We start from the raw sequence: 15,685 nt of genomic DNA, 5'->3' as shown, positions 1-15,685 counted from the left end.
GCGAGCTCTGAACACCTCTCCCGAAGGGAGAGGTCGGATCGCATCGTAAGATGCGATCCGGGTGAGAGGTTACAGTCTCACTGTGCGCTGCGGCCCCTCACCCGGATTGCTACGCAATCCGACCTCTCCCCGCTGGGGAGAGGTGACCCCGGACTGCTGCACGAACCAAGCTTCATATTTTACAGCAGCGACACCAATCCGCCGCCGTGGCGCTCGAGCTTTCCGGCGAGCTCGAGCTCGAGCAGCACGGTGCGCACGATCGCGGGCGAGGCGCCGGACATCCGGACGAGGTCGTCGATCGTAACAGGGGCCGGGCCGAGCAGGCCCGTGATCTGGTCGCGATCATGGCTTTGCGGATCGCTTTCGAACGGCTCGCTGTCGGGCTCGCCCGCGGGATGCATCAGCGGCCGCTCCATGATCGGCTGAACCGCGTTGACGATGTCGGCGGCCTCGGTGACGAGCGTTGCGCCCTGCTTGATCAGGTCGTTGGTGCCGGCGGCGCGCGGATCGAGCGGCGAGCCCGGGACGGCGAACACCTCGCGTCCCTGTTCGGCCGCCATGCGTGCTGTGATCAGCGAGCCCGAACGGTGCGCCGCCTCTACCACGACGACGCCGAGCGGAGCGCCCGAGATCAGCCGGTTGCGACGGGGAAAGTCGCGGGCGCGCGGCTCGTGGCCGAGCGGCATCTCGGAGATCGCCGCGCCCGAATGGTCGAGGATCGCGGCGAGCAGGTCGCCATGCTCGGGTGGATAGATGCAATCATGGCCGCCGGCGAGCACGGCGATCGTGCCGCTCTCGACGCTGGTGCGATGCGCGGCCTGGTCGACGCCGCGGGCGAGCCCAGAGATGACGACGAAGCCGGCTTCGCCGAGCTCGCGCGCGAGCTGGCCGGCGAATTTGAGGCCGGCGCCGGAAGCGTTGCGCGAGCCGACGATCGCGATCATCGGCCGCATCAGGGTTTTGATGTCGCCGCGCACCGCGAGCAGTGGCGGCGCATCGTCGATCATCGCCAGCCGCGCCGGATAGCCGTCCTCGCCGGGCGCACGCCAGGCGATGCCGAACTTGCGGCTCGCGGCGAGCTCGGCCTTCGCTTCATCCGCACTGCAGATCCGCGCCGATCGCGCCGCGCCGCCGCGGCGGGCGAGATCAGGCAGCCGTTCCAGCGCGGCGCGCGGGCTGCCGAAATGATCGACCAGCGAGCGGAAGGTGCGCGGCCCGACATTGTCGGAACGGATCAGCCGCAGGCGGTCGATCCGTTCAGCCTCGGTCAGCTCTATGCTCGGATTGATGGCGTCCACGGCGTCTCCTTGTGGGCGCAGCATGGAACAACCTGAGGGCGTTGCGCAACAGTGACGTGCGCTTGCACGACCTCGCCGCGATGTTAAAAGCGATCCCAATAAGAAGGATGTTGCCATGATCTCACTTGCCGACCTCCAGCGCCGCATCGAAGCGGGGGAGCTTTCGCCCGATGACGCCATCGCCCAGTCGCACGCGGCGATCGAGGCCAGGGAGAAGAACGTCCGCGCCTTCGTCCGGCATGACAAATCCGCGAGGGCGCAAGCCTCGGGCCCGCTGCGCGGCATCGCCGTCGGCATCAAGGACATCATCGACACCACTGATATGCCGACCGAGATGGGCTCGGAGATCTATCGCGGCTGGCAGCCGCGCGCTGATGCGCCGGTGGTGATGATGCTGAAGCGGGCGGGGGCCACCATCATCGGCAAGACCACCACGACTGCGTTCGCCTCGAGCGATCCGACCCCGACGCTCAATCCGCACAATCCCGGTCACACGCCCGGCGGCTCGTCCTCGGGTTCGGCGGCGGCCGTCGGCGCCGGCATGATCCCGCTGGCCCTGGGCACCCAGACCGGCGGCTCGGTGATCCGGCCGGCGGCCTATTGCGGCGCTGCCGCGATCAAACCGTCGTTCCGGATGCTGCCGACCATCGGCGTGAAGTGCTATTCGTGGGCGCTCGACACGGTCGGCCTGTTCGGCAGCCGCGCGGAAGATCTCGCGCGCGGATTGCTGGCGATCACCGGCCGCACTGAATTCGACGGCATCGGTCCAGCCAAGGCACCGCGCATCGGCGTAGTCAGGCAGGAGTTTGCCGAAGCCGTGGAGCCGGCGGCAGAGGAGGGCTTGCAGGCCGCGATCAAGGCGGCCGAGAGGGCCGGCGCCCGCGTGCAGACCATCGATCTGCCCGAGGCGGTGAAGGAAGCCTGGCGCATCCATCCCATCATCCAGAACTTCGAGGCGCATCGCGCGCTGGCCTGGGAGTTTTCCGAGCGCCACGACCAGATCGCGCCGCTGCTGCGCGCCAGTCTCGATGAGACGGTCGGACTGACACCGAAGGAATACGACGATGCGCGCCGCATCGCCCGCCGTGGCCGCCGCGAGCTCAGCGAGCTGTTCGAAGGGTTCGACGTGCTGCTGACCTATTCGGCGCCGGGCACGGCGCCGGCCAAGGAGCTCGCCTCGACCGGCTCGCCCCGTTACAACCGGCTGTGGACGCTGATGGGCAATCCTTGCGTCAATGTGCCGGTGCTGAAGGTTGGCGGCCTGCCTGTTGGCGTGCAGGTGATCGCGCGGTTCGGCAATGATCCTGTCGCGTTGACATCTGCCTGGTTCCTGGAGGACGCGTTGGCGAAATCAGGCTAGCGCGGGTTCGGAACGAGCAGGGGCCTGAGCGGGCGCTGCGCCGGCTCTTGCACCTTGCCCGAGCCAGCGCTCGGCGGCTTCGCGGCCGCTTCGGTGCAAGAGGCGAATGAAGCCGCGGCCGAGATCGGTGGATGAGCGCTGCGCCAGGCCGTCAACATTGTCTTCAGCCGCGATCCTGGAGAGCCGGAGCGGAGAGGCCATGTGCGACTGCGCCCAGGCGATCGCGGCGATCTCGGCATTGAGCGCGGCGTTGGCCGCGATCTGGTCGAGCCGGCGGTCGATCGCGGCGAGCGTGATCGGCACATAGCTGTCGCGTGTCGGCGTGACCTGGACCAGCAGCAGATCCGTTGCCGCCGTGTCCTGCACCAGCCGCAGCAGCGGCGGATTGCCGCCAAAGCCGCCGTCCCAATAGGCTTCGCCGTCGATCTCGACCGCACAATGGACCAGCGGCGGGCAGGTCGAGGCCAGCGCGATATCGGCGGTGATGGCCTCATTGCCAAAGATCTGCTGCTGCCCGTCGCGGATTCGCGTCGCCGCGATCAGCAGCTTCGGGCAGCGCGCATCGCGCAGGACGGAAAAGTTGATGTCGCGGGAGACCGCCTGCCGCAGCGGATCGAGATCGAACGGATCGAACTGGCCGGAGCGCAGGGTCGGGCCGAACGCGACCGAGCTCCCCGCCGGCGAGAAGCCGCCGATTAGCATCAGCGAGCGGAACGAGGCCTCGTGCATCAGCCGGACCCAGAACCGGCTCAGTCGCGACCGGGCGCCTTCGCGGCCGCCTTCGGCCAGGCCGCAAGCGAGCAGCAGCGCATTGATGGCCCCGGCGCTGGCGCCGCTGATGGTGTCGATCTCGATGGACGTCTCTTCCAGCAGCCGCTCGAGCACGCCCCAGGTGAAGGCGGCAAAGGTGCCGCCGCCCTGCAGCGCCAGCGAGAGTTTTCGCGGCGGCCATTGGTCGGAACGCGCCCGCGCGGGCGCGACCGGCGCAGCCTTGGTGATGACGATCTCGAGCGGAGCGTCAGATTTGAAGGCGGGCTCGGGTTGTGGCGCTGGCCGTGAAACAGGGGCGGGCGCGGGCGGCGGCGCGTCGGACCAGATTTTGGTCGCCGAGAGCAGCCGGCTTGCTGCGGAGCCGGAAGCACCGAGCGAACCGATCCCGTCATTTGCGCCGACAATCTTCTCGCTCATTCTGAGCAACCGCCTAACGCCGTTTCCCGTGTCAGGATGACAGGCATGGAACCCGTCCGCTACAGCCTGCCGTGACTCGCAGGACAATTGCGAACAGGATTTCGCATATAATGCGGAAGGGGTGCGGCGGTATCCGTACTTTTTCCGACTTCAGATTCTTGTTTGACGCGTTTTCTTGACGCGAACCGGCATCCACTTCGCTCGAAAACGCCCTAGGCCTTCTCGCCGATCCGGCTTTCCCTGCCGGCTTGCAACCGCTTGATGTTCTCGCGATGCGCGTAGAACAACAGCAGCGTCAGCACGGCTGCCAGCGCCGACAATGCGAGATGACCGAACCACCACAGGAACATCGGCGTGATGAACGCCGCCACCAGCGCCGACAGCGAGGAATAGCGGGTGGTGAAGGCGGTCGCGAGCCAGAGCAGACAGAACACCACGGCGCCCGGCCAGAACAGCCCGAGCAGGATGCCGATATAGACCGCCACGCCCTTGCCGCCTTTGAACTTGAGCCAGACCGGGAAGAGATGGCCGAGGAACGCGCCGAGCCCCGCCACCATCGCGGCATTGGGGCCTGCGATGTAGCCGGCGATCACCACCGCCACGGTGCCCTTGAGCGCGTCGAACAGCAGGGTGCCCGCAGCGAGGCTCTTGCGTCCGGTGCGCAGCACATTGGTGGCGCCGATGCTGCCGGAGCCGATCGAGCGGATGTCCTGGGTGCCCGCGAGCCTGGTCAGGATCAGCCCGAACGGAATCGAGCCGAGGAGATAGCCGATGACGAAAGCCACCGGCAGAATCGGTTCAAGCGCCATGGCGGCATCTCCAAAGGCCCATCCACGTCGAACGAATCCACTGCTCAGACATGCTCATACACCGTTCGTCCGCCGACAATGGTGCGCACCACCCGGCCTGTAAAGCGGGCCTCGTCGAACGGGGTGTTCTTGCAGGGCGACTTGAGGTCGGCGGGATCGACCACCCATGGCACGTCGGGGTCGATCACGATGACGTCGGCCGGGCTGCCGGCGCGCAGGGTTCCGCCCGACAGGCCGAGCAGCTCGGCCGGCCGGGTCGACATCGCGCGGATCAGCGTCTTCAGCTCGATCTCGCCATTATGCACCAGCCGCAGGCCGGCCGGCAGCATGGTCTCGAGCCCGACGGCGCCGGGCGCGGCTTCCGCGAACGGCAGGCGCTTGACCTCGACGTCCTGCGGATTGTGGTCGGACATGATGACGTCGAGCAGGCCGGAGCCGATCGCCGCCACCAGCGCGCGGCGGTCATCCTCGGTGCGCAGCGGCGGCGACAGCTTCAGGAACGAACGGTAAGGACCGATGTCGTTCTCGTTCAGAGCCAGATGGTTGATCGAGACCGAGGCGCTGACGGCGAGCCCGGCGTCGCGGGCGCGCTGGAGGATGTCGAGGGAATCGATGCAGGTCAACGACGCCGCGTGGTAGCGGCCGCCGGTGAGGGCGACGAGGCGCAGATCGCGCTCCAGCATCACGGCTTCGGCGGCGTTCGGGATGCCCACCAGGCCGAGCCGCGAGGCGAACTCGCCCTCGTTCATCACGCCCTCGCCGACGAGATCGGGGTCCTCGGTGTAATGCACGATCAGCGCGTCGAAATCGCGCGCATAGGTCAGCGCGCGGCGCATCACCTGCGCATTGGTCACGCTTCTGGCGCCATCGCTGAAGGCGACGGCGCCCGCGGCCTTGAGCAGGCCGAACTCGGTCATCTCCTGGCCGTGCATGCCCTTGGTGAGGGCGGCCATCGGCTGGATGTTGACGATCGCGGTGTCGCGGGCGCGGCGCATCACGAAATCGACCGTCGCCGAATTGTCGATCACCGGCGAGGTGTCGGGCTGGCAGATGATGGTGGTGATGCCGCCGGTTGCGGCCGCCTGGCTCGCCGAGGCGAAGGTCTCGCGGTGGCTGAAGCCGGGCTCGCCGACGAAGGCGCGCATGTCGATCAGGCCGGGTGCGACGATCTTCCCGGCGCAGTTGACGATGTCGGTGCCCTCGGGGACGCCGGCAGCACCAATGCCGCGGCGGGTCTCGCGGATGGTGCCGTCGGCAATCAGGACGTCGCCGACCCCGTCGAAATCCCTGGAGGGATCGACGACACGAGCATTGGCCAGCAGGATGGGGCGGCGATCGGTCAGCATCGGCATCACGCGTTCGGCAGGTTACGGGCGAGCGCTTCCAGCACCGCCATGCGCACGGCGACGCCCATCTCCACCTGCTCGCGGATCAGGGATTGCGCACCGTCGGCGACCGCGGTGTCGATTTCGACGCCGCGGTTCATGGGGCCGGGATGCATCACGAGCGCGTCCGGCTTGGCGTAGGCGAGCTTCTTCTGGTCGAGCCCGAAATAGTGGAAGTATTCGCTCGACGAGGGCACGAAGGAGCCATTCATGCGCTCGCGCTGCAGCCGCAGCATCATGACGATGTCGGCGCCGTTGAGACCCTCGCGCATGTCGCGCGCGACCTCGACGCCCATCCGTTCGATGCCGGGCGGCAAGAGCGTGGACGGACCGACGACGCGAACGCGCGCGCCCATCGTGTTGAGCAGGATGATGTTGGACCGGGCGACGCGCGAATGCAGCACATCGCCGCAGATCGCGACGACGAGGCCCTCGATACGGCCCTTGTTACGACGGATGGTGAGCGCGTCGAGCAGCGCCTGGGTCGGATGCTCATGCGCGCCGTCGCCGGCATTGATCACGGAACCGTCGACCTTGCGGGCCAGCAGTTCCACCGCGCCGGAGGCGTGATGGCGCATCACGAGGATATCCGGGTGCATCGCGTTGAGCGTCATCGCGGTGTCGATCAGCGTCTCGCCCTTCTTGATGGACGAGGAGGCAACCGACATGTTCATGACGTCGGCGCCCAGCCGCTTGCCGGCGAGCTCGAACGAGGATTGGGTGCGGGTGGAGGCCTCGAAGAAGAGGTTCACCTGCGTCCGTCCGCGCAGGACGGTGCGCTTCTTGTCAACCTGGCGGTTGAGCTCGACATATTCTTCGGACAGGTCGAGGAGGCCGCTGATGTCGGCCGCGGAAAGGCCCTCGATGCCCAGCAAATGCCGGTGGCCGAGGACGAAGGTCGATTTCGATGTCATTAAAAGCAGAGCTATAGGGGCGGACGGCGGGGGGAGCAAGCTTCAAATCCCGCCGCCGGACTTATCCACGGCGCTTTGCCGCCGGGACGGGCGCCGCCCCGCCTGTGTTCGGGGCAGCCGCTTTGCGCTAGACTCGTGCCGTTCGTTGCGTCACGGGCTGGATCATGACGAGCATGCGGTATTTTAATCGACTGGCGCGCAATGTTGCTGCGCTCGCGACCGCGTGCATGGCAGGCCTCGCGACACCGGCTTGGGCCGAAAAACGCGTCGCACTCGTGATCGGCAACGATCTCTATCCGAACCTGCCGGCCGACCGGCAATTGAAGAAGGCCGGCAATGACGCGACGACCGTGGCCGACGCGCTGAGGTCGCTGGGGTTCGACATCGTGCTCGGGACCAATCTCGGCCGCCAGGGCATGATCGACCGGCTCGCGGACTTCACGGCGCGTCTCGAGCCGGGCGATACCGCCGCCGTGTTCTATGCCGGACATGGCGTTGCGATCGCGGGGGTGAACTACCTCGTGCCGAGCGACGTTCCCACCGTCAATGAGGGCGCCGAAGCGCGGGTGCGCGGGGCCTCGATCGCCGAGCCCGACGTGATTGCGGAGCTTCAGGCGAGGGCGGTGCGGGTCGCCTTCGTCGTCATCGATGCCTGCCGCGACAATCCGTTTCCGCGCGCCGCAGGGCGTTCGATCGGGAACACGCGCGGGCTCGCCGACGCCCGGCCCGCGCGCGGGATCTTCACGCTCTATTCCGCAGGCATCGGCCAGACCGCGCTCGACCAGCTCAGCAGAAACGATACCGCGCACAACTCGGTGTTCACGCGGATCTTCGTCGAGCAGCTCAAGCGGCCGGAGCTGCATCTCGGCGATCTCGCGGTCGAGGTGCGCGAGCGCGTGGCGGCGCTGGCCCTGACCGCGACGGATGCCGGAGGACAGCCGGCACCGCACGAGCAGACGCCTGCCTATTACGACCAGACGCTCGGCGGGCGCATCTTTCTCTGGAATGGGGGAGCGTCGAACGGGACGCCGAAAGTGGCGGGCATGCTGGTGAAGCCGCCGGCAAAGCCTGCGGTCGCGGAGCGCGCCACCATGCGTCCGCCGCGTCCCTCCGCGGCAGGCGAAAGCTGCGCCCGCAGCGGCTTCGAGACCTATTGCGTCAGCTCGATGCTGAAGCCGCAATTCGGCAATTCATACGGCGCAGCGAATTTGTTCGACGCCTCGACAGGGACGGCCTGGGTCGAGGGCGCCTCGGGCAACGGCATCGGCGAATGGATCACCATCGAGTTCGAAACCGTGCGGCGGGTCAAGTCGATCCACGTGCAGAACGGCTACCAGAAAAGCCCCGACATCTTCGCCAAGAACAACAAGGTCCGCCAGCTCCGCGTGCTGTTCTCGGGCGGCGAGTCGCGGATATTCATCCTCAACGATGAGCTGTCGGCGCAATTGCTGACATTGCGGACGCCGATTACAGCCTATTGGATGCAATTCATCATCGACGACGTCTGGGCCGGCAACAAATATACGGACACGGCGATCACGAAGCTTCTGGTCAACTCGGATCCGGTGCAATGATCGCAAGGACCGGAACCGTGGCGCGCGCCGTGCTTGTCGCGCTGCTTGCATTGTTTCTCGCCCCCGTGCGGGCGCAGACCTTGCCCGGCGATTTCGCTTATCTGCGCGACATCGACCCCAGCATCATCCAGGACATCCGCTACGCCACGTCGAACAATTTCGTCGGGCGTCCGCTTGCCGGCTACAATGCCGGCGAATGCGTGGTGAAGCGCGAGGTGGGGATGCGGCTGAAGGCGGTGCAGCAAGAGCTGGCGGCGCAAAATCTCTCGCTCAAGATGTTCGACTGCTATCGGCCGGCGCGGGCCTCGCTCGACATGGTCAAGTGGTCGCAGAACGGCCACGAGACCGCCGCGGAGCGGCGCTACAACCCGAAGATTGCGAAGACCGAGCTGTTCCGCCTCGGCTACATTGCGAGCCGTTCGCAGCATTCGACCGGTGCGGCGCTCGATCTCACGCTGGTCGATCTCAAGGCGGACAATTCCGCCAAATATGATCCAGCAAAGGCCTATGCCGATTGCACCGCGCCGGTCGAGGCGCGGGCGCCGGAGGGCAGCGTCGACATGGGCACAGGCTACGACTGTACCGACGCGAAGGGCCATACCGCCGCGACCTCGATCAATCCCGAGCAGCGTGCCTGGCGCAAGCGGCTGGTGGCTGCGATGGCCAGGCAAGGCTTTGTGAACTATTCGAAGGAGTGGTGGCATTTTTCCCTGCCTGGGGCGGGCGGGGCGGCCTATGATTTCCCGATCCAGCCGCGGCGGAACTGATTCCGCGCCGAGGACCCAAGATGACCCAGCCCGCATTTGCGACCCATGAGGTCTTCAACCAGTCGCCGCCATTCGAGGACGTTGATCTTTTCGCCGTGGACCGGCCGCTGGTCGAGGCGGTCGGGGCCAATGGCGGCGCGGCGGCGGAGCGCGAGCTCTCGGAGTTCGGCCGGCATTGGGGCTCGGCAGCGATGGCCGAGCGCGGGCGGCTTGCGAACGAGAACACGCCGAAGCTGCGCAGCTTCGATGCCAAGGGCAATCGCCGCGACCAGGTCGAGTTTCATCCCGCCTATCACGAGCTGATGGCGCAAAGTGCGCATGCCGGCGTGCACAATTCCACCTGGACCGCGGATGGCAAGCCGGCGGGCGCTGGCGCCGAGGTCATTCGCGCCGCAAAGTTCTACATGGCAGCCCAGGTCGAGACCGGCCACCTCTGCCCGATCACGATGACGCGCGCTTCCGTCGGTGCCCTGGCGATGCAGCCCGACTTGCTCGCGGGGGTAATGCCCGTGCTGTCGACGAAGAGCTACGACCCGGGCTTTGCACCGTGGTGGCAGAAGCGCGGCATGACGCTCGGCATGGGCATGACCGAGAAGCAGGGCGGCACGGACGTACGCGCCAACATGACGCGCGCGGTGCGCGATGGGGACGGCTATCGCATTACCGGACACAAATGGTTCATGTCGGCGCCGATGTGCGATGCGTTCCTCGTGCTGGCGCAGGCCGAGGGCGGGCTGACCTGTTTCTTCATGCCGCGCTTCGCGCCGGATGGTTCGGTCAACGCCATCCAGTTCCAGCGGCTGAAGGACAAGCTTGGCAACCGCTCCAATGCCTCGTCCGAGGTCGAGTTCGTCGGCGCCTACGCCGAAAGGGTCGGCGAGGAGGGCAAGGGCATCCGCACCATCATCCAGATGGTGCAGCTGACGCGACAGGATTGCGCGATTGCCTCCGTCGGCCTGATGCGCTCGGGGCTTGCGCATGCGCTGCATCACGCCCGTCACCGCAGCGTGTTCCAGAAGCATCTGGCCGATCAGCCCTTGATGCAGGCCGTGCTGTCGGACATGGCGCTGCATGTGGAAGCGAGCACGGCGCTGGTGATGCGGCTCTGCCGCGCCTTCGACCGCACGCCGCACGATGCGGCGGAGGCGGCCTATATGCGGCTGCTCACGCCGGCGATCAAATACTGGACCTGCAAGAGCGCGCCGCCGTTCCTCTTTGAGGCGATGGAGTGCCTCGGCGGCAACGGCTATGTCGAGGACGGCATTTTGGCGCGCCATTATCGCGAGTCGCCGGTCAACGCGATCTGGGAAGGTTCGGGCAACGTGATGTGCCTCGACGTGCTCCGCGCGCTCTCGCGCGAGGGCGAGGCGGCGACGGCGGTGCTGCAAGCGCTGGCGGCCGAGACCAAGGGCCTGCCTGGGGCAGGCGAGGCCGTCACCTTCATCGGCAAGACGTTTCGGCGCGCCGACGGCGAGCGCGTCGCGCGGCTTGCGGTCGAGAAGCTGGCGCTGCTGGCTGCGGCCGCGGCGCTCAATGGCGTATCACCGCGCCAGGCCGAATTGTTCGCCGCGACGCGCCTCGCGACGAACCATGCCGGCATGTATGGCGCGGTCGAACTCGACAGCACCGACGTGCGCGCGCTGCTGGAGCGGGCGCTGCCGTGAGTGGGCACGGTCTCTCCACGGCGTCATGGCCGGGCCCGACCAGGCCTGACCAGGCCATCCACGTCTGCTGCGCGGCAAGAAGAACGTGGATGCCCGGGACAAGGCCCGGGCATGACGATCGCTCGATAGTTTGTTTGCGCTCTCTAACGAAAGCCTCCTGATGGACTCCCTCAATCCCGATCATCCGCCGCTGACCGAGACGCCGGCGACGCCGCGTGTCTGGAAGTTCTGGGGCACGGCGCTGTGGGGCCTCTTCATCTTCGTCGCGATGTTCGTCGGGCAGATCGGTGCCGTCGTTGTGCTGGCGGCGCTGCGTGGTCTTCCCATGGACCTTTCTTCGCTTCAGCTTGTCGGCCATGAGCCCCAGACTCTCGCGCTCTCGGTGATCATGGGGCTGCCGGCGACGCTGCTTGCGGTCTGGCTCGCCATTCGCATCAAGAAGGCCTCCTTCGTCGACTATCTGGCGCTGCATTGGCCGTCATGGAAGCAGCTGCTGTTCGGCGCGGTTGGCCTCATCCTGATCGTGCTGCTCTGGGAGACGATGTCGCGCGCGCTCGGCCGCGAGGCGACGCCTGGCTTCATGACCGATCTGTTGAAATCGGGCCGCGACAAGGGCGCGGCGCTGCTGCTGCTGGCCGCATTCGCGGTGGCGGCGCCGATGTCGGAAGAGGTTCTGGCGCGCGGCTTCCTCTACCGCGGCTGGTCGGCGAGCTTTTTGCGTGTCCCCGGTGCGATCCTGCTGTCGTCGCTGGTCTGGACCGTGGTCCACCTGCAATACGATTTCTATTTCCTCGCCGAGGTTTTCTGCATCGGCCTGTGGTTCGGCTACATGCGCTACCGCTCCGACTCGCTGTGGCTCACCATCGCGCTGCACGCGCTCAACAATCTGACGGCGGTGGTGCTGACGATGTGGCTGGGGAGCTGAGGCTTCATACTCCGTCATTGCGAGGAGCCCTTGCGACGAAGCAATCCAGAGTGTCTCCGCGGAGGGATTCTGGATTGCTTCGCTGCGCTCGCAATGACGGCGGAGAGAGTTGCGCTCTTAATGACGCATGCTAAGCCACCAGCGCGATCGCGATCGGCATCGTGATTGCGGCCAGGATCGTCTGCAGCGTGATGATCTGTGCGAGCAGCGGTGCGTCGCCGCCCATCTGGCGGGCCAGCACATAGGCGCTGGGCGAGGTCGGCACCGCCGCGCAGATCGCGACGATCGCAAGGCTGTTGCCGGACAGCCCGAACCAGGCGGCCAGCATCAGCGCGAGCACGGGCATCAGGACGAGCTTGAACGCCACGCCGAGGCCGGCGCCCAGGCTCGGGCGCAGCAGGCCCTCGAGCTGCAATCCCGCGCCGGTCACGAGCAGGCCGATGGCGAGCGAGGAGCGGCCGAGCGCGTCCGCCACCTCGTGCCAGATTTTTGGCAGCGGCAAATGGAGGACATTTATGACGAGGCCGATGGCGCAGGCCCAGATCAGTGGATTGCGGACCACCGTCGTGACGATGGCGCGCAGCGACTGCCTTTCGGGCGAAGCATAGTGCGCGAGCACCGCGACGCTGAACACGTTGACCAGCGGAATGATCGCGACCATCGCCACGGACGCCAGCGCCAGCCCGACATCGCCGAACATGTTGGCGGAGACGGAGAGGGCGACATAGGTCTGCCAGCGCGTCGCGCCCTGGAAGATCGACGTGAAGGCGGGGCCGTCGATGTCGAGCCGGGACAGGGCCGGGCGCAATGCGAGGCAGAGCAGCGACATCGCCAGCGCCGACAGCAGCAGCGCGCCGCCGACGCCGGCGACCGGAACCTTCGTGAGGTCCGCCTTCACCAGCGTCTGGATCAGCAGCATCGGAAACAACACGAAATAGGTCAGCCGCTCCAGCCCGTGCCATTGCGTGTCCAGCCGCATCAGGCTGCACTTCAGCACGACGCCGAGCACGATGAGGATGAAGACCGGCAGCAGCGCCACGACGACGACCGCCATGGGATCAGCCGGGTCCCTTGCGCAGGTTTGCCAGGCGATCGAGCGCGCCTTGCAGGATGAAGATCGCGGCGTGCTCGTCGATGACCTCGGCGCGCTTGGCGCGGCTCACGTCCATCCCGATCAGCTCGCGTTCGACTGCCGCGGTCGAGAGGCGCTCGTCCCAGAGACCGATAGGCAGGGCGGTCAGTCCGGCCAGATTGCGCGCGAAGGCGCGGGTCGATTGCGCGCGCGGTCCCTCGCTGCCGTCCATGTTGATGGGCAGGCCGAGCACGAAGCCGACCGCCCTGCGCTCGGCGGCGATGGCAAGCAGCCTGGCGGCGTCCGGCTTGAACTGCTTGCGCTGGATCGTTTCGACGCCAGTGGCCAAGCGGCGGTCGGGGTCGGACACGGCAACGCCAATGGTCTTGGTGCCCAAGTCGAGCCCGACCAGCGCGCCGCGTTCGGGCCAGTGGGTTGCAGCATCGACCAAGGTGAGGATAAGAGCCGGCATGGATTTAGCGCATATCATGCGTCGCGCTGCAGAGTGAACCCGGAACGTGGATGCACTGACATTATTCGGCCTGTTCGCCGTCACGGCGATGCTGGTCACTTACGCCTTGGAAGCCCGCAGCCATTGGTTCGTGCTGCTGTTTGCGGTGTCCTGCGCGCTCGGCTCGGCCTACGGCTTCCTTCAGGGCGCCTGGCCGTTCGGTCTCGTCGAAGCCATCTGGGCCGTCGTAGCGCTGCGACGGTGGTCGATCAGGCCGCGATGACGTCGTCATTCTTGGTCAGGCAGGCGATGAAACCTTGCAGCGCGCTGTACTGATGTCCTGCGCGGCGCTGGATGAAGAGTGTCTCGACACGTGCGTGTGACGGGCTCAGCGTGTGGATGGCGACCGCGCCATTCATCGCGCTGCGTTCCACGACGGCGCGTGGCAGCAGCGTCACACCCATGTCGGCGGCAACGCAGCCGATCATGCCGTCGAGCGTGCCGAGCTCGAAGCGCGCCGCCGACGGCCAGCCGAATTCGACGAAGATCTGTTCGAGCCGCTGGCGATAGGTGCAGCCGGTGCGGAACACCAGCGCGGTCGGGCCCGACTCCGCCGTACCGGCGCGCAGCTCGGCGAGCGAAGCCCAGCGCCGCGCGCTGACCAGCACCAGCTCTTCGCGGAACGCGCTCGTCGCGGCGAGATCGTCATGGGTGATGGGCCCTGCGACGAAGGCGCCGTCGAGCGTGCCGTCGAGCACGCTGGCGACGAGGTCGGCGGTCGGCGCGGTGCGCAAGGAAAGGCGCACAGCCGGGAAGCGGCGGTGGAAATCGGCGAGCAGCGGCGGCAGCCGCACCGCGGCCGTGGTTTCCATCGAGCCGATCGCGAGCGGACCCTTCGGCTCGCCATCGTCGCGCGCGGCGAGCAAGGCTTCGCGCGAGAGCGCCGCCATCTTTTGCGCGTAGGGGAGAAGGCGCTTGCCGGCACCTGTCAGCGTCATGCCGCGCGAGTGCCGCTCGAACAGCGGCGTGCCGATCTCCGCCTCCAGCGCCTTCACGCGCTGGGTGACGTTCGACTGCACGGTGTTGAGCTCTTCGGCGGCCCGGGTGATGCCGCCGGTGCGGGCAACCGCGGCGAAGGTCTTGATATCGCTGAGTTCCATGGTGTCGTTTCGCTTTTGAGATTGCAGCGTTCGCAACAATTCATTTTTCGAGAATGCTAGTCGCGCCTAGTCTCGCTGTCCAGACCGGGGGAGGAGCCATGCCGATGACGACGCCGCTGACCACGCTGCTTAGGATCAAGCATCCCATCCTGCTGGCGCCGATGGATTTAATCGCCGGCAGCCGGCTGGTGACGGCTGTGAGCCGCGCCGGGGGCTTTGGCATTCTCGGCGGCGGCTATGGCGAGCGGGTGTGGCTGGAGCAGGAGACGGCGAAGCTCGCCGACCTCAGTGCACCGTTCGGGATCGGCTTCATCACCTGGAGCCTTGCCAAGCGGCCCGAGCTTCTCGATGTCGCGCTTGCTGCAAGACCAGCTGCGATCATGTTGTCGTTCGGCGATCCCGCGCCGTTCGCGTCCAAGATCAAATCCACCGACGCGCGCCTGATCTGCCAGGTGCAGGATGAAGCGATGGCACAGCAGGCGCTCGATGCCGGTGCCGACATCCTGATTGCGCAGGGAACGGAGGCGGGCGGTCATGGCGCGTCGCGCAGCACCGTCGATCTCGTGCCTGCTGTCGTCGATCTCGCCGCGGGGCGCGTTCCCGTGGTGGCGGCCGGCGGCATCGCGGATGGGCGCGGCCTCGCTGCCATGGTGATGCTCGGCGCGAGCGGCGTGCTGCTCGGCACGCGCTTCTATGCCAGCCAGGAGGCCGACGGTGCGGAGGAGGCCAAGCGCCGCATCTGCGCGGCGAGCTCCGGTTCGACCGTGCGCGGCATCATCTTCGATCTCTCCCGCAACAATGTCTGGCCGGCGCCGTTTACCGGGCGGTGCCTGGTCAACGAACATGCCAAGCGCTGGATCGGCCGCGAGGTCGAACTGATGCAGAATGTCGCCGCAGTCGCGGCCGAGTATGCGGCAGCAAGGGCGGCGGGCAATTTCGATGTCGCGGCCGTGATTGCGGGAGAGGCGGTCGGGTTGATTCATGATATCCCACCGGCGGCCGAGATCGTCGAGCGGATTGCGATCGAAGCGGAGCAGCTGATCGCCGGGCGCGGAAATTCGGTGACAGCGGCGTAGAGGTCTTACCCTCCCCTGGAGGGGGAGGGTCGATCGCGCGAA

15 protein-coding genes are annotated in these 15,685 nt (G+C 66.9%); 7 read left to right on the top strand and 8 right to left on the bottom strand.

Annotated elements, in window-relative coordinates; translation table 11 throughout:
• Positions 1 to 179: 179 nt before the first annotated feature.
• Complete coding sequence (gene dprA / locus XI05_RS04400) at positions 180 to 1,322, bottom strand: DNA-processing protein DprA (protein ID WP_271498969.1); 1,143 nt, start codon at positions 1,320 to 1,322, stop codon at positions 180 to 182.
• A gap of 91 nt (positions 1,323 to 1,413) precedes the next feature.
• Between dprA and XI05_RS04395 the strand changes: the two genes are divergently transcribed.
• Complete coding sequence (locus XI05_RS04395) at positions 1,414 to 2,658, top strand: amidase (protein ID WP_271498965.1); 1,245 nt, start codon at positions 1,414 to 1,416, stop codon at positions 2,656 to 2,658.
• On the opposite strand, the gene XI05_RS04390 is transcribed toward XI05_RS04395, so the two are convergent.
• The 4 genes from XI05_RS04390 to XI05_RS04375 form a co-directional block, all read right to left on the bottom strand.
• Positions 2,650 to 3,846, bottom strand: a complete 1,197-nt coding sequence (locus XI05_RS04390; RefSeq protein ID WP_271498963.1) for a patatin-like phospholipase family protein — start codon at positions 3,844 to 3,846, stop codon at positions 2,650 to 2,652. The genes XI05_RS04395 and XI05_RS04390 overlap by 9 nt on opposite strands.
• A gap of 212 nt (positions 3,847 to 4,058) precedes the next feature.
• Positions 4,059 to 4,655, bottom strand: coding sequence for a glycerol-3-phosphate 1-O-acyltransferase PlsY (gene plsY, locus XI05_RS04385; protein WP_271498960.1), 597 nt, complete (start codon positions 4,653 to 4,655; stop codon positions 4,059 to 4,061).
• Positions 4,656 to 4,699: 44 nt separating this feature from the next.
• On the bottom strand, positions 4,700 to 6,001 hold the full coding sequence (locus XI05_RS04380; RefSeq protein ID WP_271499224.1) for a dihydroorotase: 1,302 nt from the start codon (positions 5,999 to 6,001) through the stop codon (positions 4,700 to 4,702).
• Between the two features lie 5 nt (positions 6,002 to 6,006).
• Complete coding sequence (locus XI05_RS04375) at positions 6,007 to 6,954, bottom strand: aspartate carbamoyltransferase catalytic subunit (protein WP_197952821.1); 948 nt, start codon at positions 6,952 to 6,954, stop codon at positions 6,007 to 6,009.
• Positions 6,955 to 7,181: 227 nt separating this feature from the next.
• Between XI05_RS04375 and XI05_RS04370 the strand changes: the two genes are divergently transcribed.
• The 4 genes from XI05_RS04370 (at position 7,182) to XI05_RS04355 (ending at position 11,884) form a co-directional block, all read left to right on the top strand.
• Positions 7,182 to 8,528 carry an NADase-type glycan-binding domain-containing protein gene (locus XI05_RS04370; protein ID WP_271498957.1) on the top strand — a complete coding sequence of 449 codons (1,347 nt, stop codon included), beginning with the start codon at positions 7,182 to 7,184 and terminating at the stop codon, positions 8,526 to 8,528.
• Positions 8,525 to 9,295 carry a M15 family metallopeptidase gene (locus XI05_RS04365; RefSeq protein ID WP_271498953.1) on the top strand — a complete coding sequence of 257 codons (771 nt, stop codon included), beginning with the start codon at positions 8,525 to 8,527 and terminating at the stop codon, positions 9,293 to 9,295. The genes XI05_RS04370 and XI05_RS04365 overlap by 4 nt, the downstream gene beginning before the upstream one ends.
• Positions 9,296 to 9,315: 20 nt before the next feature.
• Positions 9,316 to 10,959: an isovaleryl-CoA dehydrogenase gene (locus XI05_RS04360; protein WP_271498952.1), complete on the top strand. Its 1,644-nt coding sequence runs from the start codon at positions 9,316 to 9,318 to the stop codon at positions 10,957 to 10,959.
• Between the two features lie 160 nt (positions 10,960 to 11,119).
• Positions 11,120 to 11,884, top strand: a complete 765-nt coding sequence (locus XI05_RS04355; RefSeq protein ID WP_271498948.1) for a CPBP family intramembrane glutamic endopeptidase — start codon at positions 11,120 to 11,122, stop codon at positions 11,882 to 11,884.
• A gap of 130 nt (positions 11,885 to 12,014) precedes the next feature.
• Here XI05_RS04355 and XI05_RS04350 read toward each other — a convergent pair whose 3' ends face one another.
• Positions 12,015 to 12,938: an AEC family transporter gene (locus XI05_RS04350; protein WP_271498945.1), complete on the bottom strand. Its 924-nt coding sequence runs from the start codon at positions 12,936 to 12,938 to the stop codon at positions 12,015 to 12,017.
• A gap of 4 nt (positions 12,939 to 12,942) precedes the next feature.
• Positions 12,943 to 13,428: a Holliday junction resolvase RuvX gene (gene ruvX / locus XI05_RS04345; protein WP_271498942.1), complete on the bottom strand. Its 486-nt coding sequence runs from the start codon at positions 13,426 to 13,428 to the stop codon at positions 12,943 to 12,945.
• A gap of 46 nt (positions 13,429 to 13,474) precedes the next feature.
• Between ruvX and XI05_RS04340 the strand changes: the two genes are divergently transcribed.
• On the top strand, positions 13,475 to 13,690 hold the full coding sequence (locus XI05_RS04340) for a hypothetical protein (protein WP_172783408.1): 216 nt from the start codon (positions 13,475 to 13,477) through the stop codon (positions 13,688 to 13,690).
• Here XI05_RS04340 and XI05_RS04335 read toward each other — a convergent pair.
• A complete protein-coding gene (locus XI05_RS04335; protein ID WP_271498938.1) occupies positions 13,677 to 14,567 on the bottom strand; it encodes a LysR family transcriptional regulator in 891 nt (296 codons plus the stop codon). The genes XI05_RS04340 and XI05_RS04335 overlap by 14 nt on opposite strands.
• A 98-nt stretch (positions 14,568 to 14,665) precedes the next feature.
• Here XI05_RS04335 and XI05_RS04330 point away from each other — a divergent pair, with 98 nt between their 5' ends.
• A complete protein-coding gene (locus XI05_RS04330) occupies positions 14,666 to 15,643 on the top strand; it encodes an NAD(P)H-dependent flavin oxidoreductase (protein ID WP_442869229.1) in 978 nt (325 codons plus the stop codon).
• The last annotated feature ends 42 nt before the right edge of the window (positions 15,644 to 15,685 follow it).

Source organism: Bradyrhizobium sp. CCBAU 11357, from assembly GCF_028128865.1.
GTDB lineage: Bacteria > Pseudomonadota > Alphaproteobacteria > Rhizobiales > Xanthobacteraceae > Bradyrhizobium.
The sequence above is the reverse complement of the archived record's forward strand: the minus strand, read 5'-3'. Positions and strand labels throughout refer to the sequence as shown.

Excerpts from the sequence above, each read along its gene's own strand:
- XI05_RS04330 (WP_442869229.1), top strand. The coding sequence starts at position 14,666 with ATGCCGATGACGACGCCGCTGACCACGCTGCTTAGGATCAAGCATCCC.
- XI05_RS04350 (WP_271498945.1), bottom strand. The coding sequence starts at position 12,938 with ATGGCGGTCGTCGTCGTGGCGCTGCTGCCGGTCTTCATCCTCATCGTG.
- XI05_RS04370 (WP_271498957.1), top strand. The coding sequence starts at position 7,182 with ATGGCAGGCCTCGCGACACCGGCTTGGGCCGAAAAACGCGTCGCACTC.
- dprA (WP_271498969.1), bottom strand. The coding sequence starts at position 1,322 with ATGCTGCGCCCACAAGGAGACGCCGTGGACGCCATCAATCCGAGCATA.
- XI05_RS04335 (WP_271498938.1), bottom strand. The coding sequence starts at position 14,567 with ATGGAACTCAGCGATATCAAGACCTTCGCCGCGGTTGCCCGCACCGGC.
- XI05_RS04375 (WP_197952821.1), bottom strand. The coding sequence starts at position 6,954 with ATGACATCGAAATCGACCTTCGTCCTCGGCCACCGGCATTTGCTGGGC.
- plsY (WP_271498960.1), bottom strand. The coding sequence starts at position 4,655 with ATGGCGCTTGAACCGATTCTGCCGGTGGCTTTCGTCATCGGCTATCTC.
- XI05_RS04390 (WP_271498963.1), bottom strand. The coding sequence starts at position 3,846 with ATGAGCGAGAAGATTGTCGGCGCAAATGACGGGATCGGTTCGCTCGGT.
- XI05_RS04360 (WP_271498952.1), top strand. The coding sequence starts at position 9,316 with ATGACCCAGCCCGCATTTGCGACCCATGAGGTCTTCAACCAGTCGCCG.
- XI05_RS04395 (WP_271498965.1), top strand. The coding sequence starts at position 1,414 with ATGATCTCACTTGCCGACCTCCAGCGCCGCATCGAAGCGGGGGAGCTT.
- XI05_RS04355 (WP_271498948.1), top strand. The coding sequence starts at position 11,120 with ATGGACTCCCTCAATCCCGATCATCCGCCGCTGACCGAGACGCCGGCG.
- ruvX (WP_271498942.1), bottom strand. The coding sequence starts at position 13,428 with ATGCCGGCTCTTATCCTCACCTTGGTCGATGCTGCAACCCACTGGCCC.
- XI05_RS04380 (WP_271499224.1), bottom strand. The coding sequence starts at position 6,001 with ATGCTGACCGATCGCCGCCCCATCCTGCTGGCCAATGCTCGTGTCGTC.
- XI05_RS04365 (WP_271498953.1), top strand. The coding sequence starts at position 8,525 with ATGATCGCAAGGACCGGAACCGTGGCGCGCGCCGTGCTTGTCGCGCTG.